General features: G+C 54.6%; 11 protein-coding genes and 2 tRNA genes. 7 read left to right on the top strand and 6 right to left on the bottom strand.

The features are described from left to right. Nucleotides 1-52 precede the first annotated feature (52 nt). Nucleotides 53-424 (top strand): hypothetical protein, encoded by a 372-nt coding sequence (locus ACG98I_RS08960; protein ID WP_394720147.1) that lies wholly within the window; start codon nucleotides 53-55, stop codon nucleotides 422-424. A 3-nt stretch (nucleotides 425-427) separates the two neighbouring features. Continuing rightward, nucleotides 428-2974 carry a DEAD/DEAH box helicase family protein gene (locus ACG98I_RS08955; RefSeq protein WP_394720145.1) on the top strand — a complete coding sequence of 849 codons (2547 nt, stop codon included), beginning with the start codon at nucleotides 428-430 and terminating at the stop codon, nucleotides 2972-2974. 299 nt (nucleotides 2975-3273) lie between these two features. On the opposite strand, the gene ACG98I_RS08950 is transcribed toward ACG98I_RS08955, so the two are convergent. Both ACG98I_RS08950 and orn read right to left on the bottom strand, forming a co-directional pair. Then, a tRNA-His gene (locus ACG98I_RS08950) sits at nucleotides 3274-3346 on the bottom strand. Between the two features lie 49 nt (nucleotides 3347-3395). Further along, nucleotides 3396-4043 carry an oligoribonuclease gene (gene orn / locus ACG98I_RS08945; RefSeq protein ID WP_394720143.1) on the bottom strand — a complete coding sequence of 216 codons (648 nt, stop codon included), beginning with the start codon at nucleotides 4041-4043 and terminating at the stop codon, nucleotides 3396-3398. Between the two features lie 256 nt (nucleotides 4044-4299). On the opposite strand from orn, the gene ACG98I_RS08940 reads away from it, so the two are divergent. Next, a complete protein-coding gene (locus ACG98I_RS08940) occupies nucleotides 4300-5850 on the top strand; it encodes an alanine/glycine:cation symporter family protein (protein ID WP_394720142.1) in 1551 nt (516 codons plus the stop codon). Between the two features lie 167 nt (nucleotides 5851-6017). Here ACG98I_RS08940 and cmrA read toward each other — a convergent pair whose 3' ends face one another. Next, nucleotides 6018-6818 (bottom strand): mycolate reductase, encoded by an 801-nt coding sequence (cmrA, locus tag ACG98I_RS08935; RefSeq protein ID WP_394720140.1) that lies wholly within the window; start codon nucleotides 6816-6818, stop codon nucleotides 6018-6020. 209 nt (nucleotides 6819-7027) lie between these two features. Between cmrA and ACG98I_RS08930 the strand changes: the two genes are divergently transcribed. Next, nucleotides 7028-8131: an alkene reductase gene (locus ACG98I_RS08930; RefSeq protein WP_394720138.1), complete on the top strand. Its 1104-nt coding sequence runs from the start codon at nucleotides 7028-7030 to the stop codon at nucleotides 8129-8131. 72 nt (nucleotides 8132-8203) lie between these two features. Further along, complete coding sequence (locus ACG98I_RS08925) at nucleotides 8204-9415, top strand: N-acetylglucosamine-6-phosphate deacetylase (RefSeq protein ID WP_394720136.1); 1212 nt, start codon at nucleotides 8204-8206, stop codon at nucleotides 9413-9415. Here ACG98I_RS08925 and ACG98I_RS08920 read toward each other — a convergent pair. The 3 genes from ACG98I_RS08920 to ACG98I_RS08910 form a co-directional block, all read right to left on the bottom strand. Beyond that, nucleotides 9412-14358: a DEAD/DEAH box helicase gene (locus ACG98I_RS08920; protein ID WP_394720134.1), complete on the bottom strand. Its 4947-nt coding sequence runs from the start codon at nucleotides 14356-14358 to the stop codon at nucleotides 9412-9414. The two genes, ACG98I_RS08925 and ACG98I_RS08920, sit on opposite strands and share 4 nt — an antisense overlap. Before the next feature lie 124 nt (nucleotides 14359-14482). After that, a complete protein-coding gene (locus tag ACG98I_RS08915; RefSeq protein ID WP_394720132.1) occupies nucleotides 14483-15106 on the bottom strand; it encodes a Fic family protein in 624 nt (207 codons plus the stop codon). A gap of 70 nt (nucleotides 15107-15176) precedes the next feature. Next, nucleotides 15177-15250, bottom strand: a tRNA-Arg gene (locus ACG98I_RS08910). Nucleotides 15251-15406: 156 nt separating this feature from the next. Here ACG98I_RS08910 and ACG98I_RS08905 point away from each other — a divergent pair. Together ACG98I_RS08905 and ACG98I_RS08900 are read left to right on the top strand one after the other, a co-directional pair. Continuing rightward, nucleotides 15407-17473 carry a cytochrome c oxidase assembly protein gene (locus tag ACG98I_RS08905; protein WP_394720130.1) on the top strand — a complete coding sequence of 689 codons (2067 nt, stop codon included), beginning with the start codon at nucleotides 15407-15409 and terminating at the stop codon, nucleotides 17471-17473. 198 nt (nucleotides 17474-17671) lie between these two features. After that, nucleotides 17672-18253: a single-stranded DNA-binding protein gene (locus ACG98I_RS08900; RefSeq protein WP_394720128.1), complete on the top strand. Its 582-nt coding sequence runs from the start codon at nucleotides 17672-17674 to the stop codon at nucleotides 18251-18253. The last annotated feature ends 131 nt before the right edge of the window (nucleotides 18254-18384 follow it).

The following is an 18384-nucleotide window of genomic DNA, read 5'->3' as shown; positions in this document are numbered from 1 at the left end:
GCTGCTTGTTTTATCGAAAGGGTAGATACACCACTTCACCGGACTTGATCGGGTGGCACGTCTGGCGCCGTCGTGTTTCGGCTATGACCACAACCTGGCGTTGACCACCCTGACGGAGGCGGCGACTGGGTCGACGCTGGTGGCGTCCGTGGCGGCGAACCTGGGATTCTACCTCACTCCTGAGGACCGCCACTTCGACGGGATCCTGGGCCGGCAGCATCTCGCGGTCGTCGAGGGGGTCCTCGACGACGCCAAGGTCGACGACCTGATGGCTCACCTGCCCGAGGGCCACACACTGCTGATCGCGGCGACGATCGTCCCGGAGGGCGTGCGCGATCATGTCCGACGCTTCAAGAACGGCTCCCGGGTACTCCACGTCCCGCTGGACCTGTTCACCTACACCACGGCCCAGGAGGAGAAGTAGACCATGGCTCTGCATATCAGCTACGACGAGAACCTCGTCGAGGAGTTGTCTTCCCGATTCGACCTGCGCACCCCCAACCGGGAGGCCCTGACCGAGCTGGTCAGGCGCCTCGACGTCGGCGAGTACACGCCCTTGGGCCAGCTCACGCTGGACCTGGCCACCGGAGTGGGCAAGACCTTCGTCATGGCGGCGTTCATCGAGTACCTCAACCGCCAGGGCCACCGCAACGTCATGGTCGTCACCCCCAATACGGTGGTCCAGGACAAGACGGTCCGGGACTTCTCCCACGGCTCCGAGCGCTACATTGACGGGTTCACCCGGCCCCCGGTCATGGTGACCCCTGACAACGCCCAGGGATTCGCCCTGGCCGAGAGCACCCGCAGCCTGTTCACCACGGATGAGGCGTCCATGCTCTACGTCTTCAACGTCCAGCAGCTGTTCCCGCCCAAGGACGGAGGCAAGTCCCAGACCACCGGTCAGGAGGCGCAGCGGCGCAAGACCTGGCGCTGGCAGGAGGAGTACGGCTCGCTGATGGATCACCTGCGCTCCCTGGATGACCTGGTGGTCATCGTCGACGAGGCGCACCTGTTCGGGTCCACAGCCAAGGTTTACCGCTCGGCGCTGGAGGAGCTGCTGCCACAGGCGACCGTGGGCCTGACCGCCTCACCGGGCAAGAAGGACGACCTTGTCTACCGGTATCCGCTGTGGCGGGCCATCAGCGACGGCTACGTCAAACAGCCCGTACTCGTCTACCGCAACTCCGGCTACGACTCCGAGGAACGTCAGCTCCAGGACGCCATGAGCCTGCTGTCGCTGAAAGAGAAGGCCTATGCCGGGTGGCGGGCGGCGCATCCCGGAAGTAAGAAGACCAAACCACTGCTGTTCGTCGTCTGCTCCGATGTCGCTCATGCCAGCGAAACCGCCGCACGCCTTCGCACCGCAACCTTCACTGGCAGCGATGTAGCGGTGCTGCAGGTCGACAATGAACACGATGATGCCACCACCCAAAATTTTCTGCGCTATCTAGACGCCGAGCATTCCCCGGTGCGGGTGATTGTCTCGGTCAACAAGCTGCGCGAAGGCTGGGATACCAAACGCATCGCCGTGATGTGCACCCTGCGGGCCATGGGCTCAGAGGCGCTGACCCAGCAGGTCATGGGCCGTGGCCTGCGGTTGCCCTTCGGGGGATTGACTGGCGTAGAGGCCATCGATGAGCTTGACATCATCTCGCACAAGTCGTTTGTTTCCCTGCTCAAGACCGAAAACGTCCTGCGCGAGTTCGGCATCGACTCCGAGGAAAAGGTTGCCCCGGAGGACGTGCTGCCTCAGCCGGGCACCAGGCATGTTCCCAACCCGCAGGTCGGCACGGGGCCACAAGTCCCTGGCCCGGCCACCGGCGAGGAACAGACATCGGGGGTCGATGCCGCGAGCTCACCGGCCCGGTCGGTGGCTGACGCTCTCGGTGCCCGTGCTCTCACCGACGACGAGGACATCGTGGACGACGCTGACCTCTTCGAGCAGGTGACGATCTCCATCAACCCTGAGTTCGCGGGCACCACCTTCCTTTTCCCGGCGACGGCGATGGAGAAGACCATCGCTCCCTTCGAGCTGGCGGACATCTCGACCGAGGCAGTCACGGCCGCGGCCAAGCGCACCCGGAACACCTCCGAGTATCTGGAGCGCACGAAGATCGTTGCTGACGCCAACCAGGCCGGCGAAGGGGCAATTACCGCCCAGGACGCTGACCGAGTAGCAGTGGAGAGCCTGCGGCAGTCGGAGGCGGAGGTGCGCACGGAACTGATCCGCCGCGTACTCACCACGGGGATCGTGTCCACGGATCCGGAGAACCGCAATCAGCTCACCCACCGCATTGTGCCGACGTTCATGGAGCACGCGGGCATCGAGGCATGGACGGAGAAGGCGAAGTTCTCCGCCGCCGAGGAACTGCGTGGCCTCGTCGTCGCTGAGATGAAGAAGGCCGCCAGCCAGGCCAAGACCAGGACGACCATCACCCCGGTTGAGCTGCCCATCGATGATTCTTTCACCCTCGACTTCGACAAGAAGGTCCTCGAGCGCCTGGACGTGAATGCCCAGTCCACCAAGTCCAGTACGGGCTTTAGGGAGCGGGAGTTTTACGGGCCCTGGTCCAAGGGCTTGTTTGAGGCTGCAGCCTTCGACTCCTTCTCCGGGGAGTACCGCTTGGCGGAGATCCTCAACTTCGACCCGGACGTGGTGTGGTGGAAGCGTCTCTACCCGCACGAGGGCGCTGTTGTCGCCTACACACCGCAGAATGACTACTATCCGGATTTCGTGGTCCTGGCCGCTGACGGCACCCACTGGATCATTGAGGGCAAGTCGAAGCGTGGTCGCGACGACGAGATTGTCCAGCGCAAGAAGGACGGCGTCGAGAAGGCCATTCGCCTGCTTGCCGGCAAACCGGACTACGTAGGCCAGTCATGGGGCTATCTCATCGCCTTCGAGGACGACATCGCTACCGCTGACTCCCTGGCTGACCTCTTGGCGACAGGAGCCACAGAACGAACCCGGTAGAGCCCTTCTCGGTGTTATCGGTCAGTGCGCCCACGCGGTCTGTGGAGCGCGCTGCCCGATCTTCATTGTCGTGGGGGCGTCAGTGGGGGAGGGAGGCGCACAGGCGGCTTCTGAGGTTGCTGTGGCCACTGACGGTCTGCATCGCTGAGCCCCCCTTCGAGGAGTGGTAGTCATCCGTGCCGTCGACGTAGTTGTGCTACTTGGCATGAATCCGAACGCTTAAGCGTAGTTTAAAGCTGAATGGGCTCAGACATAAAAAGTACCCTTACCTGTTTGTGCAGGTAAGGGTACTTTTTAGGGGTGGCTGACGGGGCTCGAACCCGCGACACCCAGGATCACAACCTGGTGCTCTACCAGCTGAACTACAGCCACCATTGCCGCTCTAAAGCAGCGTATTAAAGATTAACCCACTTATCCGAATTTACAAAAACGCCTGGTAGGAAGCGTTTGATTCCTTGGCTGCTTCGGTTGCTTCCGTGGATGTTGGGCCCTCGTCTGAACGGAAGACCGAGCGACGGTAGTAGTCCAATTCGCGAATGGACTCCACGATGTCGGCGAGTGCGCGGTGGGCCATGCCCTTCTCGGGTTGGTTGAAGTATGCGCGTGGGTGCCAGCGGCGTGCAAGTTCCTTGATGGTGGAGACGTCAATCATGCGATAGTGCAGAGCTGCGTCAAGGCGCGGCATGTATTCACGGATAAAAGCGCGGTCAGTGGCGATGGAATTGCCGGCCAGCGGAGCTGGGTGTTCAGGGTCGCAGTACTTTTCGATGAGTTCCAGAACCGCGGTTTCAGCCTCCGCCAGTGTTGTGGACGAGGCTTTGATTTCCTCTGTTAGGCCAGAGGAATTGTGCATGTTGGTAACAAAGTCATCCATTTCTGCGAGCTCTTCTTCAGTGGCATGAACGACAATGTCGAGCCCTTCGCCGATGATGTTGAGATCTGCGTCCGTGATGATGGCGGAGATTTCTACGATGACATGCCGCTTTGGCTCGAGGCCAGTCATTTCCAGGTCAATCCATACTAGGCGGTCATGTTTCGCGGGAGTGTGCGTAGAAGACATGCCCATCATCTTAGCCCTTGCTATTGATGCGATTTTTTAGCCCCCAAATTAGGGTACCGGGAAAGTATATAAATGTAACCATTGGCGACGATTCCGCAGGTTGCTACTATTTCTATAGAGCAACCGAAATGGTGAGCTCGAATGTTTGGAAATAAATTGAGTGATTCAGTTCACTTTCACAACGTAAATAGGGCACAATTTTCCTCATCTGACACGAACCTTCGCGTTGGGTGTGTGCGAATAATCTCAAACAAAAGGAGCCCTCATGGCAGCCTTACTCGATTGGCTAAACGGAGTTATCTGGTCACCAGCGTTGGTTTTCCTGTGCTTGGCGGCCGGCGTCTACTTCACCATTGTTACTAAATTCATCCAGATCCGTGGAATCCCAGACATGCTTAGGCAACTTGTGCGGGGCGAAAGGTCTGAAAATGGTGTCTCATCTTTTGAGTCCCTCATGATGTCATTGGCGGGACGCGTTGGTGTTGGAAACATCGCCGGTGTTGCAACCGCTATTGCTTTTGGTGGCCCAGGCGCGGTTTTTTGGATGTGGACCGTGGCATTGCTCGGCTCCGCAACGTCATTTATCGAATGTACTCTTGCTCAAATCTATAAAGAGCAGGACAAGGATACTGGTGAGTATCGCGGTGGTCCGGCTTACTACATTGAAAAGGCGTACGCCCACACCAAGGCTGCTCCATTTATGCTGATTTACGGCATTGTCTTCGCAGTCGCGATGATTTTGGCGACTGCATACTTCCTCCCAGGCATTCAGGCTAATGGAGTTTCTTCTGCTGTTGAAAATGCTTGGGGCATCAGTACCACCGTCACCGGTGTAATTTTGGCAATCGTCCTCGCGGTTATTGTTGTCGGCGGTGTGAAGCGTATTGCATCGTTTGCTTCCATGGTGGTTCCATTCATGGCAGTCATCTACATCATTATTGCGTTTGTCATCCTGTTCATTAATTACCAGGACATTCCTGAAGTATTCAGCCTGATTTTCACCTCGGCATTCAACCTTAACGCTGGATTTGGAGGCATGCTGGGCGTCGCCATCATGTGGGGTGTTCGCCGCGGTATCTACTCCAATGAAGCTGGTCAGGGTACTGGTCCGCAGCACGCTGCCGCAGCAGAAGTTTCGCACCCGGCAAAGCAGGGCTTTGTTCAGGCATTCGCTGTCTACGTTGACACCTTGTTCGTATGTTCCGCCACTGCATTCATCATCATTTCTACTGATATGTACCGCGTGTTCGAGGGCGAAAGTGAAGATGGTGCTATCCGCTACGAAGGTCAAATGCTGCCTTCTGACATTGCGGTAGGACCTGGATTCGTGCAAGAAGGTATGGATGCTCACTTCTCTGGTTTCGGTCCTAGTTTCGTGGCTCTAGCAATTATGTTCTTCGCCTTTACCACTGTGCTGGCGTACTACTACATGGCTGAGACCAACCTGGCCTACTTCAACCGTTGGATTCCAAATTCTAATGTCCGTCGCGGCATCATCTGGGTACTGCGTGTTCTCGTTATCATCTCCGTTATTGTTGGCGCAACCTCTGCTTCTGGTGCTGCTTGGGCACTGGGCGACATCGGCGTGGGTGCGACCGCATGGCTTAACATCATCGGTATTCTGTTCCTCCAGGTCCCAGCTCTCAAGGCTATGAAGGACTACTACGAGCAAAAGAAGGCTGGCAAGGAACCACAGTTCGATCCAGAGGCTCTTGGTATCAAAGGGGCGACTTTCTGGGAGCAGCGCAAGCTGCAAAAGCCAGAGCTGTACGGCAATGCTCCAGCAAACCCAACCACCGCTCCAGTTAACGAGTAGCTAGTAAGACGGGTGGCTAGTAAACCCGTTGAAACCAGAAGGCTCGTTATGAACGCTGATTCATAACGAGCCTTCTGCGTGCCTTCACATTCTGGTGAAAATTGGACGCCAAATCCTAGTGAAAACTCGACGCTCGTCCCCCGTGAAAAGCGAGCGTGCGAAGCTTTTCACCCCATCTTGGAATAGAACTTCCCAATCAGTGGTGCGGTGACTGGGGTGGGCAGGATTTGGGAAATCGTGTTCATGGCTTTGGAGAGTGGGCCTGGCACGACTCGGCGTTGGTTCTTGGCCATGGCGTTGAGGGTTTCTTCAGAGCAGGATTCGTAGGTGGTCCAAAGGAAGTCGGGAACGACTTTGTCCACGATGGACTGCTCGGATTCGGGGATGACTGCGGCGCGCACGGGGCCGGGTGCTAGCAGGGTGCAGGTGACGCCGGTCTTTTTAAGTTCGTAGTGCAGGGCTTCGGTAAATGCGTTGACGCCGGCCTTAGTGAAGACATAGGTGGCGTTATAAGGAATTGGGACGTTGCCGGCGGCGGAGCCAACGTTACAAATAGCGCCGGAGCGTCGCGGCAGCATCTGGTCCAATGCAGCGCGGGTGAGACGGTGCACGGCCGTGGCGTTGAGCTGGAACTGGTTGGTTTCATACTCCCAGTCCTGGTCCATGAATTTGCCGAAGCTGGCGATGCCCGCGGAGTTAATAATGATGTGAATCTTGGTTTCAGCCATCTTAGAAATGACCTCATCCACATCTTCCTTCTTGGACAGATCCGCTGGCCAGCTGAGGGCGTCGATGCCGTGGTTGCCCACGAGTTCATCGGCAAGCGACTGCAAAACCTCTTGCCTGCGGGCAACGAGAATGACATTGTGGCCCAGCTTGGCAAGATCGCGTGCCATAGCTTCACCGATTCCCTGGCTAGCACCCGTGATGAGCGCGTAGGAATCTTGAGCGGGGGAGGGAAGTGCCATGGTGTGTGGAAATCCTTTCACTTCAGGCAAAAATATTCAGTGCTTGTTTCAGTACTTGTTCTAGCCCTCAAATCTACTGCACCCGTGGTCTACCCGAGTAGCTCAACCGCCTTGAAGGCATATCGACCTTGAGAAATAGTTTCCCATGGAATTAATTGTCTTGGCGTGAAGTTGTACCGCTTGGACAAACACTCATCGAAAGGGAGACAGTGACAAAGCTTTTTGATTCGGTACAAATCGGCCGATACACCCTCGACAACCGCGTAACCATGGCGCCTTTGACCCGCCAACGTGCAGGCGAAGACGGCACCCCTACCGAATTGCACAAGGAATACTATTCCCAGCGGGCTTCCGCTGGCCTTGTCGTGACTGAGGGAGTATTCCCGGCGTATAGCTGCCGTTCCTTCCCCGGCCAGGCAGGTCTTGCTACCGATGAGCACACGGAAGCCTGGAAGCCTGTGGCTGAGGCCGTGCATGAGCGTGATGGCGTCATCTTTGCTCAGGTAATGCATGGTGGTCGTACCTCGCACCCTGACCTTTTGCGCGATGCGCCGGTAAAAGCACCTAGTGCTCTTGCTACCGGTGGGGAAGTTCGTGGCTTTGGCGGAAAGACCGAAGGCGTGGTTCCTGAGGCGCTGACCACGGAGGAGATCGCTCAGGTCATCGAGGAGTTTCGACTCAGCGCGCGCCGGGCTATCGATGCCGGCCTAGATGGCATCGAAGTCCACGGTGCAAACGGCTACTTGCTCCATGAGTTTATGGCCCCAAACTCCAATGTGCGCGAGGATGAATATGGCGGAAGCCCCGCTAACCGTGCGCGACTCACCGCGGAGATTATCCGCGCAGTGGCCGAGGAAATTGGTGCCGACCGCACTGCGGTGCGTATTTCCCCACAGCACAATATTCAGGGCATTGCGGAAGTTGATGAGGACGAAACCATCGCGACCTACCAGGCGCTCTTTGAGCAGATCTCAGACCTGAAACTCGCGTATGTCTCCGTACTCGTAAATGACCCACAAAGCCCGGTTGCAACTGAACTGCGTCAACAGATCCAGCACACCCACGGCTGGCCTTTACTGCTCAACACTGGTTTTGCAGTGGTGACCCAGCTGGATGAAGCACAAAAGATTGTCGACGAACTAGGCGCCGATGCCGCTGTGGTTGGCCGCATGCTCATTGCCAACCCAGACCTAGTGGAGCGCTGGAAGAGCGGTTCGGAACTCAATGAGCCAGACATGGCTACCTTCTACGCTGGTGGACCAAAGGGCTACATCGACTATCCATCGCTAGAAAAGGCTCACGTTAGCTCCTAAAAATCTCCCCGTGGGTGGTGTGCGCCTTGCTAGACTGAGGCGCATTACCAGCAGCGCTTTGAGGAGTTGGCTATGCCCGCACAACCTGCACCCCTGGCCGACATGGCGCCTTTTAGCGGCGAGATAGCTGGCTTGCTTTACGATGGCCTCCAGCCGCCACGAAGGGCCACGCTGCGCTTGGACGCTGGTGTTGTCACTAACATCAGCAATATTAATGACATCACGGACACCGGGGATGTTGAAGACCGCGACCTGACGACGACGAGCGAACCGCTGATCGTGCCGGGATTTGTGGATCTGCATAACCACGGCGGTGCCGGTGGTGGTTTTCCCAACGGAACCGTTGAAGAATGTATCGAGGCTGCGCTGTATCACCGCCAGCGCGGCACCACGACGTTGTGGGCCTCGCTGGTCTCAGCCCCAGGCGCTGAGCTTATCGCGCAGACTAAGCTGCTAGCCGGATTAGCTGAGCAGGGGTTGATAGCAGGTATTCATATGGAAGGGCCTTTCATTTCCGCGTGCCGGTGCGGGGCGCAGAACCCGGCCCATATTATTGACGGGGATCCGCAGCTCTTTACTGATGTCATTGCCGCGGGCCGCGGATTTTTAAAAGCGATTACCTTCGCTCCGGAGACCCCGAATGCGGATGCACTTTTTGAACTGTGCGCCAGGCACAACATCGTTGCCTCACTGGGACATACCGATGCCGATTTCACCACGATGGCCGAAGCAATTGCGCGCGGTAGGGCCGTGGGCGCGACGGTGACAGCGACGCACCTTTTTAATGCCATGCCGCAGATTCACCACCGGGATCCCGGTGCCGTCGCCGCACTACTGAGCGCAGGCGCGCGCGGTGAAGCGGGACTAGAAGTTATTGGCGACGGCGTGCATCTAGATGATGGCACCGTCGACATGGTTTATAACATTGCACCAGATAGGGCTTTTGCTATTACTGATGCGATGGCAGCAGCCGGCAAAGCAGATGGTTCTTATGTTTTAGGTGCACTGGATGTCACCGTCAGCGACGGTGTTGCACGGTTGACAGATGGCGGCGCGATTGCTGGTGGTACGAGCACGCTTGCGGAGCAATTCGCGCGCCGGGTTGCCCACGAATCATCAATTGAAGAAGCAAGCGCATTTGTCACCCGCAATGCAGCGGCGATTGCAGGAGTCCCCGGCACGATAAGCCGCGGTGATGACGGGAATCTGGTGGTCTTTTCTCGTCTCGGTGACCAGACTCCTGCGATGACAATAGCTGCGGGCTGCGCCTACTATCCGGCCTAGGATTGCAAAGATTTAACGATCCGGTTGGTCTCCATAGCTACTCGTGTGACCTTGCCAATCAAATCTGCAATATAGCGCGGATTGCCGACCTCATCGGCCCAGTCATTGGGATCATTGACGATTCCAGAGGCTTTGTCTTTCTTCACCTGGTACCGGTTAATAATCCACGCCAGCGCTGAGCGTGACCCCAACATGTACTCATCAGCTTCTTCTGGAATGTCAGTGATAGTGACATACTTGTTGTACTTCAGCGTCGTAACATCATTGACGTTCCTCTCGGTCTCTGGGTCTTTCTTCTTCGCCCAGGCAAGCTTTACCACGCGCCACGTCTCGCGGTCATTCTCATCGCTTTTGACGTTGAACGTCACCGGCCATGGCTCCGCATCTTCATAATTGATGTGCAGATCCATAAGCTGCTTACCAGCAACCACGAACTTATCGAACTCGTCACGCGTCGCCGGGGTCTCAATATGAGGCAACATTTTCTTCAAATCTGCCGCATACTTTGTGCGATACTCCGGATCATGCAGCTTGCCATACACGAAGTGGAAGATGTCATCACCAGAAATATCGGAACCTAGAGAATCACGATACAGTTTCTTAATTTCATCCGTGATGTTGTCAACGCGGCGGTAGCCGTAGACTTCTTCGCCGACCTCACCGTAAATCGATGATTCTTGCTTCGACGAGTTTGAGTTTCCATCAGCGAAGAGCCCGCCGTCGTCAGCTTCGAGGGGTTCCCATGTGAATCGGGGGAAGTACTGACCGCCATTCGAACCCCAGAAAGCCAAGTCGGGAATGGTTTCAGTGCCCATGGCCGAAAATGGTTTGGATGCACCCGGGTTAACAATGTAGAAGCCTATATTGGTGTGTATAGCTGTGGGGAAAATCGTAGGCAGTTGGTACCTACGGTGCATCAACTGTGGAGAATAATAGAGATTCTGTGGGAAAAACGGTCGGTAGAGTCCCTGGGTCACGTACTCACTATCTAATTCTAATTTTTCGCCTTTTTCTGCCTTGCGGTACAGAATATCTGACCATTTAATGCTCGCTGGATCCAAAAACTCGCTGTTCTCTGTCAGCCAATCAGTGAAGCTAGCGTAAGACTTGTCTTGCAGAAATGCATTCGAGGCTAAAGAATAAGTGCGGATAAGCTGACCGACATTAGCCAGAAGTTGATTGCGATTGCTGTTATAAACCCAGTTGTCTTTTGAAGTTGCGAGACCAGAGGAAAACGATTCAAAGAATTTGATGGTTGCATTCGCTGATTTCGCAGCGATTACAGGGAAAGTAGAGAAATCCGCACTTCGTTGGTTGATCCAATCTCCATATTTGTTCGGATTTATCTGCTCCCAGTCGATCACATCGATTGGAGAAGAGTAAGAATTTACAATCTCTAGTTTCTCTTCGGCAGTTAAATAGTCACCTATGTCTTTGTAGTTGATTTGAAAGCCCTTTCTGGAAGGGTCCTTAATACCAATGGTGACTGCGATGGTGCTTCGAGAGCCAGAGCCGAAGACTTTACCGCCTTCTTTTCGCGAAAGCTCGCCGGCTGTGCGCTGGTTTCCTCTCAGATTAAAGACATAAATATCCGTAAAGTCCTCTGCTAGCGAAAGACGAATTCCATCGCCAGTGTTGCCGTCTATCCAGCCACCATTAGAGACGAACGCGACTACTCCCTGGGTGCCAATCCGGTCAGTCGCCCAGCGGAAGGCTCGCAAATAAGAATCATAGAGAGAGTTTTTCAGCTGTGCCGTTGACTTTGCTGCGTAAGTTTCCGCGATTCTCTTATCTAATGTTGGATATTTTAGATTCGCATTGTTGTCATTCGCCGAGCGCTGACCTGCTGAGTAAGGAGGATTTCCGATTACGACGTTAATCGGCGCGGCCTTCTGACGTTCAATGCGCTGGTTGTTGTTCTTGAAAACATCCATGTCGAGGATGTCGCCTTCCTCGTGGATTTGGAAGGTATCGGCGAGGGCGATGCCATCGAAAGGCACGTAGTCGGGCTCTGGTTCGCCATTGCGAAGTGCAGCTTCGGCTCGAAGGGCGTTGTATGTCGTCTCAATATTGACGGTTGAGACGTAATAAGCGAGTAGCATGATCTCGGTGGCGAAGAGTTCATTTGCGTACTTGCGCGCCATATCTTCCGGTTTGATGAGTCCTGACTGTAGGAGTCGGACCATGAATGTTGACGTGCCGGCGAAGGGATCGAGGATGCACACGCCTTCATCGGTAAGCCCCTTGCCAAAGTGCATCTTTGATACGTCATCTGCGGCATGCAGAATGAAGTCCACGATTTCTACTGGGGTGTAGACAATGCCCAGGGATTCAGCTTGCTTCTTAAAAGCCTTTTGGAAGAAGCGCTCGTAGAGTTCTTTAATGACTTGTTGCTTACCGGAGGCCGAAGAGACTTCCGAAGCACGGACATGAACAGAATCGTAGAATTTTTCTAGTGAATCGGTCTCGGTCTCGAGGTTTGCTTCTTGCAAAACGTCGGCCATACGCTGCATGACTTGGGCAACCGGGTTATGAGCAGAGAAGTCATGCTCAGTAAAGAGTGCGTCAAAGACTGGTGCTGTGATCAGGTGCTGCGACAACATGCTGATGGCTTCATCATCAGTAATCGAGTCGTTGAGATTGCCGCGCAAGCCTTCTACGAAGCGGTCGAATTCCTTTCGGAGTTTCGGATTAGCGCCATCGACGAGAACCTTGATGCGGGTGATCTGCGACTGTGCAATCGTTGCGACATCATCCGCCCAGTCTTCCCAATACGTACGAGTACCGACCTTATCCACCAGCTTGGTGTACATAGCTTCCTGCCACTGTTCTAAAGAAAACAGCGCAACCTGCTGCGCTAGGGAGCCCTCGTCGTAAGCGGCATCTGCCTTGCGGGCATCATCGGCATTAAGCTTCTTCTTTGGATCCTCGACTGGCTCTACCTGGATTGGTAGGTCATCCATGGTTCCTTCATTCAGCGCAATGGAGTTCACCTTCGCATTGAAACGATCATCGTGTGCGCGAAGCGCGTTGAGAATCTGCCAGACCACTTTGAAGCGGGTGTTGTCATTTAAGGCCTGCGAAGGACTCACCCCAGGCGCAACCGCGACCGGGAGAATGATGTAGCCGTAGTCCTTGCCCTCTGCCTTGCGCATGACACGACCAACGGACTGAACCACATCCACCATGGAATTGCGTGGGTTGAAGAAGATAACAGAGTCCAAGCCCGGAACATCGACCCCCTCAGACAGACAGCGAGCATTGCTGAGTACTCGAGACTCATTCGATGGCATATCGGCCTCGAGCCATGAAATACGGGAGGAACGCTGCAACGCATTCATCGAACCGTCGACGTGGTCCGCGGCAACCTCAAGATCCAGGTTCTGCTCATCAGTACCGGACAGTGCCTGGTGCTCCATCAATTGTGCTTTGTGAGTCTCAATGAGAGACGGGAAAGATTCAGCAATCTGCTTCGAAGCTTTAATGTCCTTGGCGAATGCCACGGTGCGCTGCATAGGAGCGGCATCAATTTCAAAGCCGTCCTTTTCACCCTGTAACTTTCCTGATCTCTTGGCCAGTGCGTTCCATGCGCCAATCATTGCCGAGGCAGTGGTCAGATTGATGTCAGGACTTGGGAATGATGCCAGAGCTTCCGCAGCAACATCTTCATCAACGGTCATGACGAGGACCTTGTAATCCGTCAGCAGTCCTTTTTCAACAGCCTCGCCGAATCCCAGGCGGTGGAATTCAGGACCATAGATAGCCTCATCATCCATGGAGGCAAGCTCAGCAGAATGCTCTTCTGCTTTGCCCTTAATAGAATCATCGAAAAGGCGAGGAGTAGCCGTCATATACAGGCGCTTATCCGCCTTGATGTAATCCTCATCATGAACGCGAACAAAGTTCGAGGCGTCTTCGCCCGCGAGGGTCACACCCGTCGTGCGGTGAGCCTCATCGCAGATAATGAGGTCGAAGTCCTCAAGTCCCTGCTCCTGTGCCTCATACACAGCTGGAAGGGACTGATAGGTGGAAAAGACCACATGCAGACCTTGCGCGCGTTTGCCGCTGGCAAAAGTCTGAGCCACCATCTCCCCATTAGTGGAGACTGGAACTTCCAAGTCATGGGGAGCGATATCTTCGGCCGCACGACCGACTTTCGTATCAGAACACACCGCGAAGCAGCGCAGGTCCATCGTGGCTTGAGCAGTCCATTCACGAAGCGTCTGCGAAAGAAGCGCAATAGACGGAACAAGGAATAAAACACGAGCTTTATTTCCGTTGTTCTTCGCGTATTCCTCAGCCAAGCGCAGCGAGGTAAACGTCTTGCCGGTGCCACAAGCCATGATCAGCTTGCCGCGGTCATTGTTCTCAAATCCGGTCATTACCTTGTCGATTGCTTCGACCTGGTGCTTACGCGGAGCGAAAGCTTGTTTCCTGGACAGGTTGATCTGGATCTCAGATCCCGGGAACGCGACATCCCAATTGACTGGAGCTGTAGCGATATCAGCCATACCGATGCGGCTGGTCTCAATCATTTGGTTTTCGAGTGCTTCTTCAGCATTCTTGGACCACTTATCCGTGGTGGAAATGATGTAGCGATGTGAGAAGTGCTCTTTACCCTTTTCGGTTTCGAAAGAATGCCCACTGGCCTCAAAGAACGAGTCAATGTGGCTCTTTTGAATACTGGTGGTTTCTTTATAGAACTTCGCTTGGATAGCTACCCAGCTATCGTCATCAATGCGGTGTGCCACCAAGTCGATTCCGGTATCTGCTTTGCCGCCGTTATAGCGCCAGTCACCCCAGCGATAGACCTCATCAAACTGGCTCGCAAGAGCCGGAGCCGTACGGAAGAAATTCACCATCAACTTCTCAAAGGCGATGCCGTACTTGCCCTGAGGCTGATTTTCGCGGAGTTGTTCCAGTACTTCACCAAACGCAGTCATAGAGACATTATCTACGAAACCTGCTCGCTACGTCATAGTAGGGGTAGGAAGCGACGGACCTATCGAACTACAGAACCCAATACTCCCTTGTGCCGCAGAGTGATTTAAAGCAAAGACGATTCGACTAGAAAGAAATAACGCCCCGGCTGGTCATGTACTCGACACATTCCTTGACCTCATCGTAAATATAGGCACGCGCGAGCAGCTCACTGAACTTGTTTGAAACCTCAGGGTCGGTTTCACTAAAAGGAACAGTGAGAACGTGATTATGAGGCAGAAGTAAGAGATTCGCTGCTAAAAGCGCTGTGCGTTTATTGCCGTCCCCAAAAGGCTGAGCTTTCGCGAGAGAAACAAAAAGCGTGGCAGCTGCCTTCTTAGCGGGGAGGTGGGATGCATCATCGATGAACCATTGAAGAGCTGCTGTGGTTACTGCAGTTGGACGGTGATCACCGAAACGAGTGGAGACACCAATGTTATCGCTATCCTGCCGAAACTTCCCTGGCTGTAGCGCAGCCGAACGAGTCATGGCGGAGTTGATAGAAACAATGATCTCGGGACTCAGCGCAACACTGTCGTTATGGCAATCAATGACGACCTGTGCGGCGTCTTTGAGATCTTTGAGCAGCTTGAGATCTGCTCGACTGGTGATGCCGCGGGTATCGCCGCTGGCAATAAAAGATTGCGCGGCTAGGCGGTCGCTTTGGAGATTATCGAAGACTTTAGCTGCCGTATAAATGACTTCAGTCATTATTGGTAACTCGAGCATGGAAATCCTCCCTAGATGCTCGTCGGCAAGCTAAAAGCGCCTGTGACCTGCGTGCCCCCAGCAGGGTTCGAACCTGCGACACACGGGGTAGAAGCCCGTTGCTCTAATCCGCTGAGCTATGGAGGCGAGACATTAATACCGCTCAGCGCCGCGGGCGGTGCTGAGTCGGATTAACAGTCAGTGATTTTAGCCTATGGGGTCAAGAAACTTGAACTGGCATGTGTGACGGAGTCGATCTCCACCATTTATGAGGCATGCGCGCCGCTCAGTAGACTAAGGGCCATGTCGATGACCGCGCAGCAATCGCCAACAAACCCCGCCGAAAACCCCAAACCCAATGTTCGATCATCCTGGCCTATTTATCTAGGCGCAGCGCTGATCGCAGGCTTGGTCGGCGGATTCATTTCTCTCTTCTTCTTGGCAGATTCACTCGCTGCTCTGGGCATTCCTGACCCGGGGCGTCTCACCACCTTTGGTTTGCCCTTCTTCCGCGCTATTGCGTGGATTCTCATGGCGCTATCCGTGGGGTCCTTCTTAACCTCAGCATTTTTCATTAGCCCAGCCATTCCGGAGAAAGACAACTCCCGTTTGAATGAGGCAACGCTGACGGTTGATGGGTTCATCGCTAAGCGAACTGGCTCTTTTGCTGCCTTCGGCGTTGCCCTGATTGCGCTGCTGGAAGCGCCACTGGTGATGTCGGATGTTTCCGGCACCCCGCTGCCCCAAGTCCTGAATGTGCAAATGATGTCCATGGCACTCGATCAAGTAGCCACCGCGCAGGTCTGGGTGATTACCGCTGTCATCGCAGCTGTCGTGGGCGTGCTGGGACTCTTAAGTTTCAAGTGGGCTATGCAGCCAGTGCTATTTGTGCTGGCAGTCCTCATGCTGGTGCCACTGGGTATGGAAGGCCACTCGGCCTCCGGCGGGGACCATGATTATGGCACCAACTCTTTCCTGTGGCACCTAGTGTTTATGGCACTGTGGATTGGCGGCATCATGGGATTGATTGCCCATGGTCGGCGCTTGGGCCCTGATATGACGATGGCGGTACGTCGCTATTCCAGTCTCGCGCTGGTTGCTGCTGTCGTGATGGCTATATCTGGCCTGGTCAATGCCTCTATCCGCATTGAATTCTCTGACTGGTTTACTACCCGCTATGGCCTGATCATCGTGGCTAAGACCACGCTGACCTTGCTCTTAGTGTTCTTCGGCTTCGTTCACCGTCAGCTCACCATCCCGAAGTTGGCCAAGAAACCTCAGTTGTTCATTCGCGTTGCTATCGTGGAACTAGCCGTGATGGCAGCAACCGCTGGTGTTGCCATCACGATGGGCCGTACCCCGCCGCCACCTCCGCGCGACCCGAATCTGAACTCCATGCAGATTGTCATGGGATTCGAACTTAATGAGCCGCTTACCTGGGGCAATGTGCTGACCCAATGGCGTTTTGATGTCATGTTTGGCACCATCGGCCTGATTTTGGCCGCCTTGTATGCCTACGCCCTGTGGAAGCTACACAAGCGTGGACTGTCCTGGTCCACCTGGCGCACCACGTGGTGGATGCTCGGCTCCCTCGGACTGACCGTGTTTATGTCTTCCGGCGCTGGCATGTTTATCCCAGCTACCTACTCGATTCACATGCTCGGCCACATGGTGCTATCCATGGTCATTCCACTGTGTTGGGTTCTGGGTGCACCATTGACGCTGATCATGGAAGCCTTTGAATCAGGCCGTCCTGGCAAGCCCACCGTGCATGACTGGGCAGTGGCGCTGACCAAGTCGAAGATTCTGCGTGTGATTACGCATCCAATCGTGAACGTGCTGCAGTTCCTATTCTTCTTCTACGTTCTCTACATTTCCTTCGAGCTATACCAGTTCGCGATCTCCGAACATGCCGGCCACGTCATCATGAACTTCACCTTCCTGATTTCTGGCTACATCTACTTCTGGGAAGTTATTGGTCCCGACCCGATTCCAAAGCGTTCCAAGACACTCATCCGCCTAGGTATCCTGTTTGCCTCCATGCCGATTCACCTCTTTATGGGGGTCTACCTCATGCAGCTCAATGAGATCTTGGGCCTGGAATACTACCTCTCCCTGGACTTGCCATGGGACCCTGATTTGCTGCAAGACCAGAAAGTCGGTGGTGGCATTGCGTGGGCATTCGGCCAATTCCCATTGGCTATTGTCTTTGCTCTGCTATTTACCACTTGGCTGCGGGAAGACCGCTCCGATTCCAAGTTCTATGACGCCAAGGCAGAAGTTGATGGCGATAAAGAAATGGAAGAATACAACCAGATGCTTGCGCAGCTCGGTCAACGTGAAAATGGGGGACGCTTCCGCGAGCGTTAGGGTTTCGTTGCCGAATTGGCAGGATTCACGGTCTACCTGTGGACAACTGTGACACTTAAGTGATGTGTCAGCATAGTTGTCCACAGGTTTTCTTCTTTTCTCTTTTCAAGTGTTGACGGCGCCGCAATGATGGTTTTCGAGGGCGAAAGCTCGGAAGTTATTGCACCAAGTATGAATCAATAGAAGGAAGAAAACCTTATGTCTCAGTACACCATTGCCGTTACCGGCCACTTGACCAATGACCCTTATGTCACCCGCTTTGATAATGACAAAATCAACACCCGCCTGCGGATTGCATCCTCTCGTCGACTCCGAACTGTGAAGCCGAATGGTGATCCGGAGTGGCGTGACACTGACACGGTTTATATCAACATTGAATTATGGGGCCAGTTGGCGGTGAATACCTCTAAGTCGCTCAAGCGCGGCATGCCCGTGATAGCGCTGGGCTCATTGTGTACCGATACATGGACGGATAATGAAACCCAGAAGCAGCGCGAACGAACCTACATTCGTGGCTTGCAAGTGGGTATTGATATGAATCGCTATATTTTGGCATCTCAGCGCATGGATGGCACCCATAATCCAGAAGGAATTGAGCTCAACACTGGCAGTGAACCACTGAAGGTGGATAAGGACTATCTCACCGATAACCGTGAGGTCATTGATGACGCTGGCATGAAATCACAGGATATGAGCCCTGATGAAGTGGCTATCGAGTCCGGAGCGGAAGTGGATTTGGAGGATGCAGAAGACTCCATGCCGGAGGTCGTTGGTTTCTAAAGTAAATGCAGGATAAACCGAGGATAGCCCATATAGGAAGCCCGTAGTTTGGGACTCTCACGCTTGCCGCTGGCTTATACCGGTGGCAGGCGTTCATTTGTTTTCTGAGTCGGGTAGTCTTTGTGGTGATA

Origin of the sequence: Corynebacterium sp. L4757 (assembly GCF_043673995.1) — a bacterium.
Lineage (GTDB): Bacteria > Actinomycetota > Actinomycetes > Mycobacteriales > Mycobacteriaceae > Corynebacterium.
This window is presented reverse-complemented; position numbering and strand designations above follow the sequence as displayed.

Excerpts from the sequence above, each read along its gene's own strand:
- orn (WP_394720143.1), bottom strand. The coding sequence starts at position 4,043 with ATGATGGGCATGTCTTCTACGCACACTCCCGCGAAACATGACCGCCTA.
- ACG98I_RS08940 (WP_394720142.1), top strand. The coding sequence starts at position 4,300 with ATGGCAGCCTTACTCGATTGGCTAAACGGAGTTATCTGGTCACCAGCG.
- ACG98I_RS08925 (WP_394720136.1), top strand. The coding sequence starts at position 8,204 with ATGCCCGCACAACCTGCACCCCTGGCCGACATGGCGCCTTTTAGCGGC.
- ACG98I_RS08955 (WP_394720145.1), top strand. The coding sequence starts at position 428 with ATGGCTCTGCATATCAGCTACGACGAGAACCTCGTCGAGGAGTTGTCT.
- cmrA (WP_394720140.1), bottom strand. The coding sequence starts at position 6,818 with ATGGCACTTCCCTCCCCCGCTCAAGATTCCTACGCGCTCATCACGGGT.
- ACG98I_RS08900 (WP_394720128.1), top strand. The coding sequence starts at position 17,672 with ATGTCTCAGTACACCATTGCCGTTACCGGCCACTTGACCAATGACCCT.
- ACG98I_RS08915 (WP_394720132.1), bottom strand. The coding sequence starts at position 15,106 with ATGACTGAAGTCATTTATACGGCAGCTAAAGTCTTCGATAATCTCCAA.
- ACG98I_RS08905 (WP_394720130.1), top strand. The coding sequence starts at position 15,407 with ATGTCGATGACCGCGCAGCAATCGCCAACAAACCCCGCCGAAAACCCC.
- ACG98I_RS08920 (WP_394720134.1), bottom strand. The coding sequence starts at position 14,358 with ATGACTGCGTTTGGTGAAGTACTGGAACAACTCCGCGAAAATCAGCCT.